Source organism: Corynebacterium freiburgense (assembly GCF_030408815.1).
Taxonomy (GTDB): Bacteria; Actinomycetota; Actinomycetes; order Mycobacteriales; family Mycobacteriaceae; genus Corynebacterium; species Corynebacterium freiburgense.
The window spans coordinates 396,385-414,243 of the sequence record NZ_CP047355.1; the positions used below are offsets into that span (position 1 = coordinate 396,385).

The window sequence follows — 17,859 nt, forward strand, 5'->3', positions numbered from 1 at the left end:
CCATGGCCCTGAAGATCACCCAACTCAAGGGCACCGTTGGTGCAAAGCAGAACCAGAAGGACTCGCTGCGCAGCCTCGGCCTGCGACGCATTCGCCAATCAGTGATCCGCCCAGATACCCCTCAGGTACGTGGCATGATCAATGTGGTACGTCACATGGTCGTCGTCGAAGAAGTAGCGGGGGAGTAGGTAAAACATGAGCGAACCCATCAAGCTTCACGACCTGCGCCCAGCGCCAGGTGCTAAAAAAGCTAAGACTCGCGTAGGCCGCGGTGAAGCTTCCAAAGGTAAAACCGCAGGCCGCGGTACCAAAGGCACCAAAGCCCGCAAGCAAGTATCCGCAGCATTCGAAGGTGGCCAAATGCCACTACATATGCGGCTACCAAAGCTCAAGGGCTTTAAAAACCCCAACAAGGTTGTATTCCAGGTAGTCAATGTTGCTGACCTGGAGAAAGCCTTCCCGAACGGTGGCGACGTCACCATTGCCGATATCGTAGCAGCCGGCCTTGCTCGCAAGCGCCAGCCGGTAAAGATCCTCGGCAACGGTGAACTCAGCGTAAAACTGAATGTCACAGCCACCAAATTCTCTGGCTCAGCCAAAGAGAAGATCGAAGCAGCAGGCGGCAGCATTACCGAAGCCTAAGCCACTTCCTGCTTTTTGAAGTAAATGTCCGTCATCCTGCGATGTAGGGTGGCGGACATTTATTTATCGGCTTCTCACTTTGGTTGGGTTGTGGGGATGCGAAATCTGCCTGATATTTTGGGCTGGTGGGCTGAAAATCCAGGGTTTCCCGGGGTTTGAGCTGGTTTCCTGGGCAGGTTGGCTGGTTTCCCGAGCCTTCGAGCCGCTTTACCCGCAATTTGATAGGCCAACCCTATCAAACTGGTGATGTTTTCATACTGAGTGTCGCAGATTCCATAAAATCGCCTGAAAAAATGGAATTTGTGACAGCAACCAACATTGCACACAATCGTTGACCTGGGGTTTGTCGCAGATTCCATAAAAACAGTGAAAAAAATGGAATCTGTGACAGGTTCCCTACCTATCGTGTCGCAGATTCCATAAAATCGGCCGAAAAAATGGAATCTGTGACAACACGCCCAACCAGCGCCTCAAAAAGACTAACTAAACCCCACAAAGCTGGCCCCTTCCGCCGGAATCTACGATATTGATATTAATAAATAACTGTTATGCTCTCTCTTTTGCTTAGGCGGGCATTGTAGTTTTTGCAGTCCACTTATCCTAAGATTTCTTGGGTGTATTTTGGCCTCTGGGCTAGCGATGAGAAACTGTTATGGGTAGCAAGGTAGGGAAATCCATATGGCTAGGGCACAAGCTAAAAAGTGAGGTTGCCCTACATAAGGAACCGCTGAGGGGGTCCAAGGTAGGCATGTCATTCTTGTTGCTGCTAGGATTGGGCAGTCTATATACAAGTGCGCCTGGATGGGTGCGCATGAAACCTAACTATTCACAGAATCTACCTGCTCTTTACTTTTGTGGTTACTGAGTGGGTGGCCAGGAGGATATGTGTCCGCCTTAGTATCGGCATTTAAGGACGCTGATCTGCGCAAGAAGATCTTGTTTACGATCGCGATGATCGTGCTCTATCGCATTGGTGCGCAGATCCCGTCCCCGGGCGTGGATTACGCGTCTATTAGTGGTCGTCTCCGAGAACTTACACAAGATCAGTCGAGTGTGTATTCGCTGATTAACTTGTTCTCTGGTGGCGCGCTTTTGCAGCTTTCTATTTTTGCTATCGGGATTATGCCGTATATTACGGCTTCAATTATTGTGCAGCTGCTTACTGTTGTGATTCCGCACTTTGAAGAGCTGAAAAAGGAAGGCCAGGCGGGGCAGTCGAAGATGATGCAATATACGCGTTATCTGACGGTTGCTTTGGCATTGTTGCAGTCGGCGGGCATTGTGGCGCTTGCTGACCGTGGGCAGTTATTGGGCACTGGTGTAGAGGTTCTCAAGGCTGATCGCGGGATTTTTGATCTTGTGGTACTTGTGCTCACAATGACAGCGGGGGCGATCCTCGTAATGTGGATCGGTGAGCTTATGACCGAACGTGGCATTGGTAACGGTATGTCTTTGCTGATTTTTGCTGGTATTGCTACTCGGTTGCCTTCGGACGGTGCTGGTATTTTAGCAAGCTCGGGTGGCGGTATTTTCGCAATGGTGCTTGTAGCAGTCATTATTTTGGTTGTCGGCGTTGTATTTATCGAGCAGGGCCAGCGCCGCATTCCCGTGCAATACGCTAAACGTATGGTGGGGCGTCGTCAGTATGGTGGAACGTCGACGTATTTGCCGCTGAAGGTGAATCAGGCGGGTGTGATCCCGGTAATCTTTGCTTCGTCATTGATTTATGTGCCGGTCCTGATTACACAAATTGTGCAGTCTGGGCAGGCGCAGGTTTCTGACAACTGGTGGCAGCGAAATGTGATTCAGTACCTCCAGACCCCCTCTTCGTGGCAGTACATTTTATTGTATTTTGTATTGATTATTTTCTTCTCCTATTTCTATGTCTCGGTCCAGTATGACCCTGCTGAACAGGCAGAAAACATGAAGAAGTATGGTGGTTTTATTCCCGGTATTCGGCCGGGTCGCCCAACCGCTCAGTATTTGGGTTATGTAATGAATCGCCTGTTATTTGTTGGGGCCCTGTACCTTGGAATTATCGCGGTACTTCCAAACATCATGTTGGATCTTGGTGTTGGTACTACAAATGCCGGTTCGACACCGTTCGGCGGTACTGCAATTCTGATTCTCGTATCAGTTGCATTAACCACGGTTAAGCAGATTGAGAGTCAGCTCCTACAAAGTAACTATGAAGGGTTCCTTAAATGAGACTCGTGCTTCTTGGACCGCCCGGTGCTGGTAAAGGCACCCAAGCCGCTATCCTTTCGGAAAAGCTTGGTGTCCCACATATTTCCACTGGGGATTTATTCCGTGCAAACATTGGAGAGGGTACTCCACTCGGCATTGAAGCAAAGGAGTACATTGATGCTGGGAAGCTAGTGCCTACGGATGTAACTGCGCGTATGGTTGAGTCTCGTTTAGAGGATGCCGACGCCGCGAAAGGTTTCCTGCTCGATGGATTCCCGCGCACAGTGGAGCAAGCGGAATTATTGGAAGCGATTCTGGCAAAACGCGGTCACAAACTCGATGGTGTTGTAGAGTTTCGAGTTTCTGAAGATGTTGTTGTTGAGCGTATGTTAGCCCGAGGTCGGGCAGATGATAATGAGGAAACCATTCGTACGCGTCTTGGTGTGTACCGCGATGAAACCGCGCCTCTTATCGGTCATTATGGAGATCAAATCATTACTATTAAGGCGGAAGGTACTGTCGAGGATATTCACGCTCGGACGCTTGCAGCGCTTGGCGTGTAAACACTCTGATAGTGAATAGCTTTTAGGTTTTTATCTCTTGCGTCCCGGGCCTGGTATGACCTACCAGATGTTCGGGACGTTTTTGCGTGCAGATAACATTGAATCTATGGGACTGCGGTCAAAAAGGAAGAAAATAGCTGCTAAATCGGCTGGTGAGCTTGATGCAATGCAGGCAGCAGGTGAGATTGTTGGCAAGGCTCTGCAGGCGGTTCGAGCGGCGGCAAAGCCGGGAGTTTCCACATTGGAACTGGATGCCGTTGCTGAACAGCTTATTAGAGATGCGGGCGCGGTACCTGCGTTTTTGGGATATGAAGGCTTTCCGGGATCAATCTGTGCTTCGGTTAATGAGGTGATTGTGCATGGTATTCCAAGTAGGGATGTTGTGCTGGAACCCGGTGATCTTATTTCCATAGACTGCGGCACCATTTTTGAAGGTTGGGTTGGGGATTCTGCCTGGACCTTTGGCATTGGAGAGTTAGCCCCTGACGTGCAGGCATTAAATCAGGCAACCGAATGGGTGCTCAACGAGGGTATGAAAGCAATGATCCCGGGAAATAGACTCACGGATGTCTCATATGCACTGGAGTCTGCAACTCGTTTGGCTGAGCAAAAGTTTGGGGTGAAACTAGGAATCGTCGATGGTTATGGTGGACACGGAATTGGTCGGCGAATGCATGAGGATCCTTTTTTAGCAAATGAAGGACGCCCAGGTCGAGGACCGCTTATTCAAGAGGGAAGTGTGCTGGCAATCGAACCGATGCTTACGCTTGGGGCTGTTGATTCTGCGGTATTGGAAGATGATTGGACTGTAGTGACCCTGGACGGTTCATGGTCATCGCATTGGGAGCACACTGTAGCGGCCACGAGTCAGGGCCCCCGAATTCTTACACCCCGTAAGTAGTTCCTGTGAATTTCCCACATAATACTTAAAGTTTGGCAGGTTTTGATATAAGCTGTCTAACTATGTTCTATAAACCACGTCATGCAAAGCCTTCTGCGGCCAAGATCCGGACTGCTGCCTGTGCCTCGTCTGGGGTTGCGATGGTTGGACTGTTTTCGAATCCGGCCGTGGCTGCGGCAAATCCGCTGTCGGCTCCAATTGCTGGTTCGAGCGATGCAGTTAACCAGGGTGCTCGACAAGCTGCGTGGGATACTCGGAATGCAGTGCATCACGGGGTGGCTGGTTTGCCGCCAGAGATTGCAAACGCCGCGCGTGGGGCCGTCGATAATGCGGTCAATGGAGCGTTTCCGGGATTAATTCAGGAACGCACGGCACCGGCCCCAGTAGCCGCACCAGCCAATCCTGGCTTTGATACAGGATCATGTCCTCCGGCTGCTCGTGCATGTATTGATCTCGCGGGTCAGCGTTCTTGGCTACAACGTGACGGTCAGGTTGTGTATGGTGCAGTGCCGATTTCTTCTGGCGCGCAGGGCTGGGAAACACCGCGGGGTACGCATCATGTGACCCGCAAGGTGCAAAACGAAATTAGCCGTGAATTTAATAATGCACCCATGCCGTTTTCGGTGTACTTTACTCACAATGGCATTGCATTCCATCAGGGTGATGTAAATCTGATGTCGCACGGTTGTATCCATCTCAACCACAATGATGCAGTTACATACTTTAATGATCTGCAAGTTGGAGACATGGTATACGTGTACTAATTCTTGCTAACATAGCGCGCCCCATCGTGTAAATTTGTGCATTGTGGGGCGTTGTTATTTTTCTAAGGTATTTGCATATCGTTGCGTAGGGGGGAATCTGAGGTTGCTGGGCGTCGATAATCTGCTATGTAGACGCGTGTTTGATACCACTAGGAAATACCTGATAATCAGCCAATTAAACACTTTGCATAATCTTTAAGTATCTTGAATGTATGACATTTCGGCCTTGGCGGCTCGCTATAGTCGCGGTGCCCCTTGTTATGATCCTGAGCGTCCTGCTTATGCTGAATTCGGTTATCGGTAGTGGGGTACTGTCCACTCAAACGCAAGCAGCCACCAGCGAAGCGGCTGCAACCCCAGTATCTACGAGCATAAATCCGATATCTGCTGCGGAATTAGCGGTTGGCATTCATCCGCCGAAGGTAGGGCCTACGCCGCCATTACTGCCACCGGGTGCTCATCTGCGTGACCATGTAAAGGACTACTTTCAACCGTTTGATCCATCTGAGCTTTTTGCAGCATTCGAAACCTGTACGAAAACTGAAAGCAGTAAGCCAGAATTCTTCAATATCAATTGCACCGGGCGTTATGACGCTATCAATACTCTTATGGAATCAAAGGGTCTTCCACCATTGGGTAACGGCCCCCAAGCGGAAATTTCATTCTTTTATTCCAGTGAGCCAGAAAGTATCGCTTACGATTCAGAAGAATGTGTGGAAACCATAGACCGTCTTTACCGGGATACCGGTGATCTGGTCATTGTTCTTGAGGAACCTTGTACCGAGGATGACACCCCGTTTCCTGGTCAATGGGATGCGCGCCGCACGCACCTTTCTTCAATCCAAATCATTGATCGCTCCCGTGGTATTAATGGGGAACGCGGTGCCTTAAAATTTCCAACGCTGACCTTGCGGGGTTTTCAAAGCCGTGAGGCAGTGGAATCTCTTATGCGCCACTATGGACTAAATTTTGAACCTCTCGGTGCAGTCCAGGTGTAAGGGTTTCCGCCGGCAGGATCGGCGAGCTTCCGCGGGTCCACTAATTGGAGCTTCTACGAGTCCACTAATTGGAGCTTCCGCTGGCGCTTGCCAAACCTTTCTTGTAAGCACATTAGAAAAGTGTGGCAGCTCACGCTCCAATTATTTGGGAAACGTGCAGGTGGGGTGTAGGGTATCTAAGTGGTGTGAACCATGTGTTTGCACTATGTAGCATAATGACACCCATCCGGCAGTTTGTGCCGGGGAAAAGCAGAGGATATGGCTAAAAAGGAAGGCGCAATCGAGGTTGAGGGACGAATTATTGAGCCCTTGCCAAACGCAATGTTCCGTGTCGAACTTGATAACGGGCACAAGGTTCTTGCACACATTAGTGGCAAGATGCGCCAGCACTACATCCGTATCCTCCCCGAGGATCGCGTCGTTGTGGAGCTGTCTCCGTACGACTTGACTCGTGGTCGCATCGTTTATCGCTACAAGTAAATCATTAAGCCTCCTTATTCCAGGCAGACCAGCTATTAGAAGCGTCCATCTGCTTTCTTTACCTTCGGCAACGGTGGCCGGAGCCCCATGTAATCTCGACCCACCGTCCGGCATCCGCCCGGGCAAAGCGTCGTCTGGTGGGGACGAATAAGGAGAAAACCACCGTAAAAACCGGAAAGGATAATGCCTTATGGCACGCCTTGCTGGAGTTGACCTTCCGCGCAATAAGCGTATGGAGGTTGCTCTTACATACATCTATGGCATCGGCCCTGCCCGTGCCGCCCAGCTGCTGGAGCAGACCGGAATCTCTCCTGACCTGCGTACCGATAACCTCACCGATGAGCAGATCGCTGCATTACGTGACGTTATTGAAGCCACTTGGAAAGTAGAAGGCGACCTGCGCCGTCAGGTCCAGGCTGATATTCGTCGCAAGATCGAAATCGGCTGCTACCAAGGTTTGCGTCACCGTCGTGGCCTGCCTGTTCGTGGTCAGCGCACCAAGACCAATGCTCGTACGCGCAAGGGTCCGAAGAAGACGATTGCCGGAAAGAAGAAGTAAAGAATGCCTCCTAAAGCACGCTCTGGCGCACGCCGCACTGGCCGTCGCGTCGTAAAAAAGAATGTGGCGCATGGCGCCGCTTATATTAAGTCCACATTTAACAACACCATTGTGTCTATTACTGACCCACAAGGTGCTGTGATTTCTTGGGCATCCTCCGGCCATGTTGGCTTTAAGGGTTCCCGTAAGTCCACTCCATTTGCTGCTCAAATGGCAGCAGAAAATGCTGCTCGTAAGGCAATGGAGCACGGCATGAAGAAGGTTGACGTGTACGTCAAGGGCCCAGGTTCGGGCCGCGAGACCGCTATCCGTTCCCTCTCGGCCGCTGGTCTTGAGGTTGGCACGATTCACGATGTGACTCCGCAGCCACACAATGGTTGCCGTCCTCCGAAGCGTCGCCGCGTCTAGTAGGGAAAGGAAAGGTTACTCATTATGGCTCGTTATACCGGCCCCGCAACCCGTAAGTCCCGTCGTCTCCGTGTCGACCTTGTCGGCGGAGACATGGCTTTTGAACGCCGCCCATACCCACCAGGGCAAGCAGGGCGCGCACGCATCAAGGAATCTGAGTACTTGCTGCAGCTTCAGGAGAAGCAAAAAGCACGCTTTACCTACGGTGTGATGGAAAAGCAATTCCGCCGCTACTATGCTGAGGCTAATCGACGCCCCGGCAAGACCGGTGAAAACCTCGTGGTGCTGCTCGAATCCCGCCTGGATAATGTGATCTATCGTGCTGGTTTGGCACGGACTCGCCGCCAAGCACGCCAGCTTGTTTCTCACGGTCACTTTACCGTGAACAATAAGAAGGTTAACGTTCCTTCTTTCCAGGTTTCGCAATACGACATCATTGATGTTCGTGAGAAGTCCCGTAAGATGCAATGGTTTGAAGAGGCACAGGAAAACCTCGTTGATGCCATTGTTCCGGCCTGGCTGCAGGTCGTTCCATCTACCCTGCGCATCCTCGTGCACCAGCTGCCCGAGCGCGCTCAAATCGACGTTCCACTGCAAGAGCAGCTTATCGTCGAGTTCTACTCGAAGTAATTCTGGTTGCTATACACCAGGAATCTTCTTTTCATCCATTGCCAATAGACGTCATATAGCGGTCGTCATTGAAGGAGATTGAATTCCATGCTCATTTCCCAGCGTCCTGAGATTTCTGAGGAATACGTATCCCCATCACGTTCCCGGTTTATTATCGAACCACTCGAACCTGGTTTCGGATACACCCTGGGTAATTCGTTGCGCCGTACCTTGCTGTCTTCCATCCCTGGAGCAGCTGTTACCAGCGTAAAAATCGATGGTGTGCTTCACGAGTTCACCACCATTAACGGTGTTAAAGAAGATGTCTCCGATATCATCCTGAATATCAAAGGCATCGTTCTTTCCTCAACCTCTGATGAACCAGTTGTGATATACCTCCGCCAAGAAGGTGCAGGCATTATCACCGCCGGTGATATCGAATTACCTGCGGATGTGGAAATCCACAACCCAGAAATGCATATCGCCACGCTCAATGAGCAAGGCAGCCTCAATATCGAAATGATTGTTGAACGGGGCCGTGGCTACGTTCCTGCAACAATGTATGGTGGTTCCGGTGAAATCGGTCGCATTCCTGTCGACCAGATTTATTCCCCGGTACTGAAAGTCAGCTACAAAGTTGAAGCTACTCGTGTTGAGCAGCGTACCGACTTTGACAAGCTCATTATTGATGTTGAGACCAAAAACTCCATCTCCGCCCGTGACGCAATCGCATCTGCTGGCAAAACTCTTGTCGAGCTATTTGGCCTCGCCCGCGAGCTCAATACAGCTGCTGAAGGTATTGAAATTGGTCCTTCCCCACAGGAAAGCGAACACATTGCCGCCTACAGCACTCCGATTGAAGATCTGAACTTCTCAGTTCGTTCCTACAATTGTCTGAAGCGTCAAGAGATCCATACGGTTGGCGAACTTGCAGAATGCAATGAATCCGATCTGTTGGATATCCGAAACTTCGGCCAGAAGTCTATTGATGAAGTGAAAATCAAGCTCGCTAGCTTGGGTCTCACGCTCAAAGACGCTCCTGAAGATTTCGACCCCACAACCCTTGAGGGGTACGATGCCGAAACTGGCGACTTCATTGACCTCGACGCAGAAGATTCCGAGTAGGAAGCACATCAAGACGGGCCTTGTGCCCGTTGCGCTCACATATTCGTACACGAGGAGTACCCACAATGCCCAAACCAAAGAAGGGCGCCCGTCTCGGCGGTTCTGCTAGCCACCAGAAGCACATTCTGTCTAACTTGGCTGCACAGCTTATCGAGCACGGCGCAATCAAGACCACTGACACCAAGGCGAAGCTACTGCGTCCTTATGTAGAGAAGCTTATCACCAAGGCAAAGTCTGGTTCACTTGCGGATCGCCGCAATGTTCTTAAGCTTGTTCCAAACAAGCCGGTCGTAACCTACTTGTTTAATGAACTCGCACCAAAATTTGAAGGGCGTGAAGGCGGCTACACCCGCATTATCAAGCTCGAAAACCGTAAGGGTGACAACGCTCCGATGTCTCAGGTTTCGCTCGTTACCGAGCCAACCGTAAGCACCGAGGCTACCCGTGCTACACGCGCAGCCGCTTCTAAGCAAGCAGAGAAGGCAGCTGAAAAGCCTGCTGCTGAAGAAGCACCAGCGGAAACCAAGGAAACTGCTGAAGAAAACTAAATCTTCACAAACTTCTTTGGAGATAACCCGTAACGTGGTCTTATTGTATCTCGTTACGGGTTTCTTTATCGCTACAATAGGTTGCGCATACTTGTTTTCCTGGGAGTTGTCGTTAAATGCACAATCTTGTGTGCAATCGGTGTAAAAAGCGTCACCGGACACCCTCTAGAACCGAAATTTTGTCGCCAAAAACACCAATTGTGCACAACTTGGTGTAAAAAACGACACCCGTTATAAGAATAGCAATACCTGGCAGCCGTGAATTACGTTTTATTACTTCAAGTCACCCGCTATCCATGCGTTTTAGGGCTGCCGCGCAGGTAGGCTATACAAGGCTATAAATCGTGCACAATTGCCGAGCTGGGGATTCTCGCCAAAAACACCATCTTCGCGGCTTGTGCACAAATTGGTGTAAAAAACGACACCCCCAAACAACCAACTCCCCAAACAACCAACCTCCCACAACCCATCATTTCCACATTTCTTTCGTTGCGTTTTCTTAGTGTTGTTTTGTTCCTCAGTAGAATTGGGTTTTGTGACTGCTATTGTTCGCTTGCGTTTGGATCTTTCTTATGACGGCACAGATTTTCATGGATGGGCTTCGCAAGTGAGGCCAGGTGAGGAGGAGTCGCTTCGGACGGTGCAGGGGACGCTGGAGCGGGTTCTTTCATTAGTGCTGCGTTGTGCCGTGCGTTTGATTGTGGCCGGCCGAACTGATGCGGGTGTGCATGCGGCGTGGCAGGTGGCGCATTGTGATGTTCCGTTGTCTTCGTTGGAGCAACGAAGTATTGGTGGTGATCCTTCAAAATTGGTGCGTCGTCTTGCGCGTTTATTGCCGGAGGATGTGCGCGTGCATGGCGTTTCGTTTGCCCCAGAGGGTTTTGATGCAAGGTTTTCGGCATTGCGGAGGAATTATGTGTATCGGGTAACTACATCGCCTCGTGGTGCGTTGCCTACTCGTGCGCGGGATACGGCTGTGTGGCCAAAGCCAGTGGATATTCAATTAATGCAGGATTCTGCGAGTGATTTATTGGGGCTACATGATTTTGCCGCATTTTGTCGTCCGCGTCCTGGCGCCTCGACTGTACGGGATTTGCAGGCGTTTCGTTGGCTCGATATTTCTACAGATATAGAGCCTGAGTTGTATGAGGCTCGTGTGACGGCAGATGCGTTTTGTTGGTCGATGGTGCGCTCACTTGTGGGCGCGTGTTTGGTGGTTGGTGAGGGGCGTCGTGAAGCGGGCTTTGCATTAGGCTTGCTTGGTGAGCGTAGTCGTAGTTCGTTGGTGCCTGTTGCGCCTGCAAAGGGGCTGAGTTTGGTTGGAGTTGATTATCCTTCACCTGAGCTTTTGGCATCCCGCGCTATGAAGACGCGTAATATGCGTACGTTGGAAGATTGACCACAATGTGCATTTCTCACTAAGTTTTTAAGGTGTTGTTTATTTAGGAGTTGGTAGGCCCAGATGGAAATCTATGGTGCAGCAATGGTGGCGGTGGCGGTGTTTACTGTCCCCGGTTTTTTGCTGTCGTGGGTTTCGGGATTGAAGGCTCCGTGGGCAGCTGCCGCATCAGTACCAGTAAGTTTTGGGGTTTTTGGCTTTGCTGCCTGGTTTTATGGAATGACGCGATTCGCGTTTAATAGCGTGTCGGTGTCGTTATTGTTTTTGGTAGCTTTGGCGGTTGCTGGCTTGTGGAGGTTTGGTGCAATTGCGTATCGACGCCGCGCCCGCAACAAGGTCGTGCCAGAGGTTCCGGATCCTACAAAGCCGATGGTTGTTGCTCCCAAGCCAAGATTTGGCGAGGGGTGGCGCGAGGGCAGTGTAATCGACCCTCGGTGGGTGCTTCCCGGAGTCGGCGCGTTGGTTGGGGCATGGATGTTTATGTCCCGTTCGTTGGAGTTATTGAACAATACTCGCTACGGCATGGAGAATATCTATCAGGGCTGGGATGTCCACTGGCATGCAAGTGTAATCCGTTTTATTTTAGAAACGGGTGTTGCTGATCCAACACGAATGGGGGAATTGCAGAATTTAGAGAGTAAAGCGCAGCTGTACTATCCTTCCGCGTGGCATGCGGGGGCGTTTCTTGTTGCAGAGCGTGCCGAAATTTCCCCGATTGCGGCAACGAATATTACTGCCATTGTGATTCCAGCATTGGTTCTGCCGTTATCGGTTGGTTTGCTTTCGTGGCGGATTGTAAGTAATCGTGGCTTAACTGCTCAAATTGCTGCCGGTCTTTCTGCCATTGCCGTATATGCCAGCCCTGTGCTGTATTGGATCGGTCACTATGTAGGTGCCTGGCCCTATGTGGCTGCGGTAAGCATGGCGGGAATTGTTTGGGCATTGTTTATGTCTGTACCCGCGGTAAAGATTAGGGCATTTGCGGCGGCCGCATCGTTTATTGGAATGGTGCAAACGCATCCTTCGGCGGCGACGATTGTGGTGCTGGGATTGGTCTGCTGGTGGCTGTTTTGGCTCGTATGGGTTCCCTCGCGGCGGCCGGAAACTCAAAAGCAGCAGTGGACATATCGGCTTGCCGATATCGGCGTGCTTGCCGCTACTGGGGGTGGCGCGGTTGCAATCTTTTTGCCACAGTTATTGGCTGGTGCGGGGCAAAGCGAGGAAGTGAAATCGTTTACTGCCACGGAGAATGTTTCACGGCATGAATCGTGGTGGATGGCTATTGAAATGATGACTCGCCATACCGATGCTGCGCCAAATTCTCCTTGGGTACTTTGGGTGGCAGGCGCCGGCGCAATCGTGGCATTGCTATGGCGTCGAAATATTTGGCTTCCAGTCTGCTATGCAATAAGTGTTTGGATTACTGTAAACTCCTTGCGTCCTTTCGGAGATGGTTGGGGTGAGTGGTTAGAAACTATTGGCGCACTGCATTACAACACAGCGCATCGCCTGATTATGCCTGTAGCCATGATCACGTTTGCCTATATTGGTGTAGCAATTGCGGTAGCAATACGGCTTATTTGCCTTGGGCCAATTGCCCGTTTCCGCACTGCTTCGGTGGTGGTTTCTACCGTACTTGCCCTTGTTTCGGGCTTATATTTAATGAACCGTGTGACCTCCGAAATGCAGGAAGGCTCTGAGTGGGCAATGACTGCGGCTCGGGACGCGCGAATGGTGGGCGAGATCGACCTTAAGGCGTATCGATGGCTGGCACGCCAACCATTTGCTTATGATGGCCTGATTTTGTCCAATCCAGCAGAAGGTTCTGGTTGGGCTTACCCATATAACAATCTACCGATGCTGTTCCCGCACTATTTATGGCCGGCCACGGGTATCCATTCGGCCACTAATATGGTGTATTGGCATCCCGATAAGTTTGGTGTTGGAGCAAACGACGATCCAGATGAATTGAATGTTGCGGATATTGCAGCGCGCCGGTTAAACATCAATTACATTATTGTTTCTCCGCCAAGTTTCTGGGCTTTCCAGGAGCCATTGTTGCCAATGGAGCAAGGTTTGTGGTCTACACCTGGTGTAACACCGGTGTATAAGGATCGGCATGTGGTTATTTTTGCGATAAATGACCGCTTTACGGATGCGCAGCTTTTGAAAATGCGGGAGCCGGGTAATTCCCCTGAGCGACTCCCAGACTTACCTACAAAGGGTCAAAAAGATAAGGCCAAAAATCCGGATGAATATGATCAGCCATATTTCCATCGGCCTACAAAGGCACCATCAGCGCCGCTGAATCTTAATGAGATTAACGACCACTGGCAAGAATAAAAACCACAACCCCTTGCTAGTGGCTTATTGGTTGTTGTGTATAAACAAGCTAAGCCTTAAAGCAAGGGGTTGTGGGGTTGGTTTCTATAGGCAGTCGTCGCCCCACCAGCATGGGCCCCATCCGAAGGAACCGAGGTTCCAAGACAGGTTATAAAAAGCGGAGTCAAGCCAAGCGAGCATAATGTAGTTCCCTTTCTTTCAATGTATGCCTTCATTTTTGTGAAGGCTGTGCCTATTGTCTCCCCCTTGTTAGGTTGGTTCAAGGGTCTGGAAGTATCATTTCTGCTTCGGTACAATCACGCCTACTGTACGTAATTCCTTGGGGTGAGTAGGGGATATGCTTTTTATATTGCCAAGAAAAACGTCATGCCATACCTTAAGAATTGCCCCATTTCGGGGGAAGTGTGATGAAAATTCTCCTATACACGGCAGTTCTTGTGCTGATTATTTTGGAAATTTTCTTTAAACCTGCAGTACACAGCCTGATAATTAGGTAACCTAAAGGAAATTTGGGGTCTGTTTTTCGGGGAGGTTTTAGTGTCTCAACAGCCAATAATATTGCCTACAACTCAAGCGCAGGTTTCTGGTCATAGGTTTCTTATGCGGCGGATTGAGCATGGCGTGGTGCTTGGAGATATTCGCATGATTCATGATCCTTTGGGGCGTCGTGCTCGGGCAGCCGTATTTGGGTTGGTGGCGTGTGTGTTGTTGTGTATCGGCGCGGGTGCACTGGCTTTATTTGCGCCACGTATTGATCCAGGCCAGGCGCCAATTGTGGTTGCGGAGTCCGGGGCATTATTTGTGCGCATTGATGACCGCCTCCACCCCGTTGCTAATCTGACTTCTGCGCAATTGATCACCGGCGCCCCAGAACGACCAGCTCAGGTATCTAATGAAATTCTTGCTGATATTCCAAGGGGTATTCCAATAGGGCTTATCGACGCCCCGGGTGTTATCGATTCCAGTATCGCCACCGATTTGCACTGGTCGGCATGTGCGAACGATATTGCTATTGAAGTATGGGCACAACAAGAATCCTTCGTTTCGATGCCAGGTGGAACAGCACTTTTGGTCGAAACTATGGGTAATACGTTTTTTGTGACTTCCTCAGGTAGGCAACTTTTGCCAAGCGGGGATACTCCTGAAGGGCGCGTGGTTCGCCGCAGACTCGGAATCACTAATCAAACACCGGTATGGCGATTAGCTCCTGAAATGCTGAATACCATATTGGAATTGCCGCCAGTAGCTATTCCGGCGCGAGGGCAAATCTGGACTACCGATGCGAAAGAGTCGTACCTTTTGCACGACGATGCCATTATTCAACTCACTGATATGCAACGAGATATGCTGCTTGACCTTGGTTTTAGTGTTGAAGAGGTCAATCGCAGCAGCCTGAACAATATTGAAGATGCAACGCCATTACTTGAACTTCCCGCACATGCACCAAAAACTTGGGTGGAGCCAAAAGGGCAATTTGTGTGCACCACTGGTGATGAAGCAACAATTGCCATTGTGGAACCCAAACCCGGCGGCGTCGATATCCAAGAAGGGTTACGGTATCGCGGGCCGGGTGTATCAATTCCTATAGATACTGGTCATGGCTGGATCATTGTGAGTGATCACGGTCGCCGCTATGGGATACCAGACGAAGAAACACTACGAGCGTTAAGCTCAGAAAAACCAATACATGCACCTTGGCCAGTGGTTCGGCTACTGCCAGAAGGGCCTTCGCTTAATCGCGAGCTTGCATTAGAGCCGCTATTTGGTGAGTCCCAGTAGCGCTCCGCCTGACTATTCCGCTTCTTTGTGTGGGATAAGCATCGTTGAAAGTGTCGCTCCAAGCAGTAGCATTATGCTCACCTGTGTTGCTCGATCATTAAACGGTGAGGCAGTTGTCAAGCCTTGCTTTGCTTCCACAGGAGTATTTGCCACTTGCTTAAAATTGGTTGGTAGCCAGGTCAATGCGGCATAGGGATCTACGTTTCCGGTGCCGTGTGCTGCACTTTCGGTGATTCGAGATCGTATTTCCGCGGCACTGGCTTCCGGAAAGCGCTGTTTTAGTAATGCAGCAGTGCCAGACACTACGGGCGCGGCAAAGCTGGTTCCTTCAAATGGGCGAATGTTTCCTTCCGCCCCCACCATGCCGCTGGTAAACGTTTCATCCCTCGGGCTGGCTGCAAATTTCACTAACCCGGAGGCAGAAACCCGTGGGTTATTTTCCAGCACGGGAATGCTGTATGGTGCAAGGGAATGGGCATTATCACTTGCGCTGACTGCGAGTACGGTTGGTGAGTGTGCAGGTAGCACGGCCGAATCTGACTTGCAATCTTCTGTGAGGTTGCCTGCTGCAGCAACAATAACCACATTTTCCGCCTCAGCCCTGGCCAAGGAAGCATCCAATACGGTTTCCATTGGTTGCCCACGGCCTGGCACACAAGAAACTACGGAAATATTAATCACTTGGGCGCCTTTATCTATAGCGAGTTCAATAGCTTCGGCCAGGGAATCAAGCGTACCTGCTGCGGAAGCATCAGGGGCGAAATTTGAGGTTTGCTTAATACTTAAAAGTTCTATGTCTGGTGCTACTCCCTGGAGAGGGCCGCGGCCAGAAAGCACACCTGCCACAATGGTGCCGTGGCCGTCGCAATCATGCAGGGCACCTTGTTCGTCTCCATTGACAAGGTCCGCTATTGGGTGAATCTCAGGCAGATAGGGGTGCGGGTGGATTCCCGTGTCAATAACTGCCACTTTTACGCCAGCTCCCGTGGCAAAACTATGCGCCCGAGACCAAGGATTATTCGTGCGCATTGGTAGTGCTTCGGCTGGTGCTGCGCTGGGGCAAGTAGGTACTGGTAGTGCCTGGTGTCTGTGGTCTGCCTCCGAAGGGTTATCTTGAGTGGCGGCGATAGAAGGACTTACCAGATAACCAACTAATATCAGTGCGAAAATAGCCGCAATACTCGCTTTGATTCGTAAACTCATCCGAGCCCCCGAATAGCCATAAAAAGACCTGCAATATGGGCCGCGAGGGGAAGCACTACAGCTATTGCAAAAGCTTCAAAGCGTTCCAACCAGCAAATTGTTGTTGGTTGTAAATCGGGAATGCGGTGAGCCCAAACAATACTGCTTAGACATAACGCAACTAGTAAAAAGCCAACAACCGGATTGGTCTGGATACTATTGAGCAGACATAGAAGCGCCCAGCACCATAACGCCCAGGTGGCATAAGGGGAGCGATGGCGGATTGCGTGAAGAACAATGGCTGCAGCCGTTGCCGCACACAGGGCGGCGCAATATGGCGCACTATCTGTAGTGTGATATGCACATAACAATGTGATGCCAATAGCCCCGGAAATGCTTAACCCGATAACCATGCCATTATGAAGCTCTATTGCTTGTTGCGCCGCGGATTGGGTGTCTTCAGGTGTCATAGTGCGGTCGGAAACACTAAAACTCTGACCGGCTGACGGGAGTTTCGGTGCCCGTAACCCCGCTAGCTGTACCGCAAGTGATGGTGCAAAAAGAAGTGCTAATAACGCTAGGGCAGTGGTCGCTGCACATGGGCCAATCACCTGGAGCTGTGTGGGCACTAAAGCGAGTGTGCCAAGGGCGCAACTTGCCATTACACCCATCATCGCCCAGATCGTTGAGATTATTGCAGGGCAATAAGCGATGATTTGTACTGCAGTGCAAGCAATCGCAATGGTAATAAGCGTGCTAATGCCACCAGCCAATACCGATCCGCGGGTCAATTCACCGTCGGTTACATATGTCCAAGCCGAAAGACCAGCGGGTACTGGGGTGGTAAAAGCCAATGCCAGCCTGGTGGCTTCGGAGGTAGTACGTAGGTGGGTTGCTGCGGCGAGGAGAATGATACTGGCAAATGAAATAGCAGCGAGTGCCAGCCATGATCTCTCTGGCAGAATGTAGCCCCACCAGGTTATTCCAAGGATCCCAGTCAATATTGTGGCCACGTGAAGGTGTTTTGCTTGGTCGGGCTGGGGGGCATCGATAAGCGCTTCGGCGGCATCTTTGACCAATGGTGGGGGAGTCTCCTGATAAGGGCGAAGCACAATAATATTGCCGTGCGATAGCGGTAATGCTGCAAGTGGCGTTGTCGCAGAAAGCATGGTGCCCGCCGCAGTTGTTGGTTGCCAAGGGCGGTTAATCGCGGGGGCCTTGGCCAGTGATAGCACTTCGTCCAAAATGTCCGAAATGCTTGATTGCGCTGGCACGGCTAAGTCTATTTGTGCATGTGGATGCCCGGGGGCGTCTAACCGTATGGTGACGTGGAGGATGGTGTTCAAAGACATCAATGCCCCCTTGCATGCAA

The 17,859-nt window shown here is 50.9% G+C and carries 18 protein-coding genes; 16 read left to right on the plus strand and 2 right to left on the minus strand.

Going from position 1 to position 17,859, the window contains the following annotated elements:
* The first annotated feature begins 2 nt into the window (after nt 1–2).
* The 16 genes from rpmD to eccB all read left to right on the plus strand — a co-directional run bounded on the left by rpmD (nt 3) and on the right by eccB (nt 15,305).
* On the plus strand, nt 3–188 hold the full coding sequence (gene rpmD / locus CFREI_RS01825; RefSeq protein ID WP_027012696.1) for a 50S ribosomal protein L30: 186 nt from the start codon (nt 3–5) through the stop codon (nt 186–188).
* A 7-nt stretch (nt 189–195) separates the two neighbouring features.
* A complete protein-coding gene (gene rplO / locus CFREI_RS01830) occupies nt 196–642 on the plus strand; it encodes a 50S ribosomal protein L15 (protein WP_027012697.1) in 447 nt (148 codons plus the stop codon).
* A gap of 885 nt (nt 643–1,527) precedes the next feature.
* Nucleotides 1,528–2,850 (plus strand): preprotein translocase subunit SecY, encoded by a 1,323-nt coding sequence (gene secY / locus CFREI_RS01835; protein ID WP_027012698.1) that lies wholly within the window; start codon nt 1,528–1,530, stop codon nt 2,848–2,850.
* Nucleotides 2,847–3,392 carry an adenylate kinase gene (locus CFREI_RS01840; RefSeq protein WP_027012699.1) on the plus strand — a complete coding sequence of 182 codons (546 nt, stop codon included), beginning with the start codon at nt 2,847–2,849 and terminating at the stop codon, nt 3,390–3,392. The genes secY and CFREI_RS01840 overlap by 4 nt, the downstream gene beginning before the upstream one ends.
* A 106-nt stretch (nt 3,393–3,498) precedes the next feature.
* Nucleotides 3,499–4,293 carry a type I methionyl aminopeptidase gene (gene map / locus CFREI_RS01845; RefSeq protein ID WP_027012700.1) on the plus strand — a complete coding sequence of 265 codons (795 nt, stop codon included), beginning with the start codon at nt 3,499–3,501 and terminating at the stop codon, nt 4,291–4,293.
* A 62-nt stretch (nt 4,294–4,355) separates the two neighbouring features.
* Nucleotides 4,356–5,057 (plus strand): L,D-transpeptidase, encoded by a 702-nt coding sequence (locus tag CFREI_RS01850; RefSeq protein WP_027012701.1) that lies wholly within the window; start codon nt 4,356–4,358, stop codon nt 5,055–5,057.
* Between the two features lie 212 nt (nt 5,058–5,269).
* Nucleotides 5,270–6,055 carry a hypothetical protein gene (locus CFREI_RS01855; RefSeq protein WP_027012702.1) on the plus strand — a complete coding sequence of 262 codons (786 nt, stop codon included), beginning with the start codon at nt 5,270–5,272 and terminating at the stop codon, nt 6,053–6,055.
* A 258-nt stretch (nt 6,056–6,313) separates the two neighbouring features.
* The gene (infA, locus tag CFREI_RS01860; protein WP_027012703.1) at nt 6,314–6,535 is read left to right on the plus strand and encodes a translation initiation factor IF-1; all 222 of its coding nucleotides are present in this window, start codon (nt 6,314–6,316) and stop codon (nt 6,533–6,535) included.
* A 190-nt stretch (nt 6,536–6,725) separates the two neighbouring features.
* Nucleotides 6,726–7,094, plus strand: coding sequence for a 30S ribosomal protein S13 (rpsM, locus tag CFREI_RS01865; RefSeq protein ID WP_027012704.1), 369 nt, complete (start codon nt 6,726–6,728; stop codon nt 7,092–7,094).
* 3 nt (nt 7,095–7,097) lie between these two features.
* Nucleotides 7,098–7,502 carry a 30S ribosomal protein S11 gene (gene rpsK, locus CFREI_RS01870; protein WP_027012705.1) on the plus strand — a complete coding sequence of 135 codons (405 nt, stop codon included), beginning with the start codon at nt 7,098–7,100 and terminating at the stop codon, nt 7,500–7,502.
* A 24-nt stretch (nt 7,503–7,526) separates the two neighbouring features.
* The gene (rpsD, locus tag CFREI_RS01875; RefSeq protein WP_027012706.1) at nt 7,527–8,132 is read left to right on the plus strand and encodes a 30S ribosomal protein S4; all 606 of its coding nucleotides are present in this window, start codon (nt 7,527–7,529) and stop codon (nt 8,130–8,132) included.
* An 87-nt stretch (nt 8,133–8,219) separates the two neighbouring features.
* Nucleotides 8,220–9,236 (plus strand): DNA-directed RNA polymerase subunit alpha, encoded by a 1,017-nt coding sequence (locus CFREI_RS01880; RefSeq protein ID WP_027012707.1) that lies wholly within the window; start codon nt 8,220–8,222, stop codon nt 9,234–9,236.
* A gap of 65 nt (nt 9,237–9,301) precedes the next feature.
* Nucleotides 9,302–9,784, plus strand: coding sequence for a 50S ribosomal protein L17 (gene rplQ / locus CFREI_RS01885; protein ID WP_027012708.1), 483 nt, complete (start codon nt 9,302–9,304; stop codon nt 9,782–9,784).
* A gap of 544 nt (nt 9,785–10,328) precedes the next feature.
* Nucleotides 10,329–11,183 carry a tRNA pseudouridine synthase A gene (locus CFREI_RS01890; RefSeq protein WP_084170757.1) on the plus strand — a complete coding sequence of 285 codons (855 nt, stop codon included), beginning with the start codon at nt 10,329–10,331 and terminating at the stop codon, nt 11,181–11,183.
* Nucleotides 11,184–11,246: 63 nt separating this feature from the next.
* A complete protein-coding gene (locus CFREI_RS01895; protein ID WP_051255936.1) occupies nt 11,247–13,526 on the plus strand; it encodes a DUF6541 family protein in 2,280 nt (759 codons plus the stop codon).
* 537 nt (nt 13,527–14,063) lie between these two features.
* Nucleotides 14,064–15,305 carry a type VII secretion protein EccB gene (gene eccB / locus CFREI_RS01900; RefSeq protein ID WP_027012710.1) on the plus strand — a complete coding sequence of 414 codons (1,242 nt, stop codon included), beginning with the start codon at nt 14,064–14,066 and terminating at the stop codon, nt 15,303–15,305.
* 12 nt (nt 15,306–15,317) lie between these two features.
* Here eccB and mycP read toward each other — a convergent pair whose 3' ends face one another.
* Nucleotides 15,318–16,508, minus strand: a complete 1,191-nt coding sequence (mycP, locus tag CFREI_RS01905) for a type VII secretion-associated serine protease mycosin (RefSeq protein WP_051255938.1) — start codon at nt 16,506–16,508, stop codon at nt 15,318–15,320.
* Entirely contained in the window at nt 16,505–17,839 is a 1,335-nt protein-coding gene (eccD, locus tag CFREI_RS01910; RefSeq protein ID WP_027012711.1) for a type VII secretion integral membrane protein EccD, read from the minus strand. Before eccD ends, mycP begins: the two co-directional genes overlap by 4 nt.
* Nucleotides 17,840–17,859: the final 20 nt, after the last annotated feature.

What these genes read in the sequence shown, in the direction of transcription:
- rpsD (WP_027012706.1), top strand. Translation starts at nt 7,527, where the DNA reads ATGGCTCGTTATACCGGCCCCGCAACCCGTAAGTCCCGTCGTCTCCGT.
- CFREI_RS01855 (WP_027012702.1), top strand. Translation starts at nt 5,270, where the DNA reads ATGACATTTCGGCCTTGGCGGCTCGCTATAGTCGCGGTGCCCCTTGTT.
- rpmD (WP_027012696.1), top strand. Translation starts at nt 3, where the DNA reads ATGGCCCTGAAGATCACCCAACTCAAGGGCACCGTTGGTGCAAAGCAG.
- CFREI_RS01895 (WP_051255936.1), top strand. Translation starts at nt 11,247, where the DNA reads ATGGAAATCTATGGTGCAGCAATGGTGGCGGTGGCGGTGTTTACTGTC.
- rplO (WP_027012697.1), top strand. Translation starts at nt 196, where the DNA reads ATGAGCGAACCCATCAAGCTTCACGACCTGCGCCCAGCGCCAGGTGCT.
- infA (WP_027012703.1), top strand. Translation starts at nt 6,314, where the DNA reads ATGGCTAAAAAGGAAGGCGCAATCGAGGTTGAGGGACGAATTATTGAG.
- rplQ (WP_027012708.1), top strand. Translation starts at nt 9,302, where the DNA reads ATGCCCAAACCAAAGAAGGGCGCCCGTCTCGGCGGTTCTGCTAGCCAC.
- CFREI_RS01850 (WP_027012701.1), top strand. Translation starts at nt 4,356, where the DNA reads ATGTTCTATAAACCACGTCATGCAAAGCCTTCTGCGGCCAAGATCCGG.
- CFREI_RS01880 (WP_027012707.1), top strand. Translation starts at nt 8,220, where the DNA reads ATGCTCATTTCCCAGCGTCCTGAGATTTCTGAGGAATACGTATCCCCA.
- rpsK (WP_027012705.1), top strand. Translation starts at nt 7,098, where the DNA reads ATGCCTCCTAAAGCACGCTCTGGCGCACGCCGCACTGGCCGTCGCGTC.
- CFREI_RS01840 (WP_027012699.1), top strand. Translation starts at nt 2,847, where the DNA reads ATGAGACTCGTGCTTCTTGGACCGCCCGGTGCTGGTAAAGGCACCCAA.
- rpsM (WP_027012704.1), top strand. Translation starts at nt 6,726, where the DNA reads ATGGCACGCCTTGCTGGAGTTGACCTTCCGCGCAATAAGCGTATGGAG.
- eccD (WP_027012711.1), bottom strand. Translation starts at nt 17,839, where the DNA reads ATGTCTTTGAACACCATCCTCCACGTCACCATACGGTTAGACGCCCCC.
- mycP (WP_051255938.1), bottom strand. Translation starts at nt 16,508, where the DNA reads ATGAGTTTACGAATCAAAGCGAGTATTGCGGCTATTTTCGCACTGATA.
- map (WP_027012700.1), top strand. Translation starts at nt 3,499, where the DNA reads ATGGGACTGCGGTCAAAAAGGAAGAAAATAGCTGCTAAATCGGCTGGT.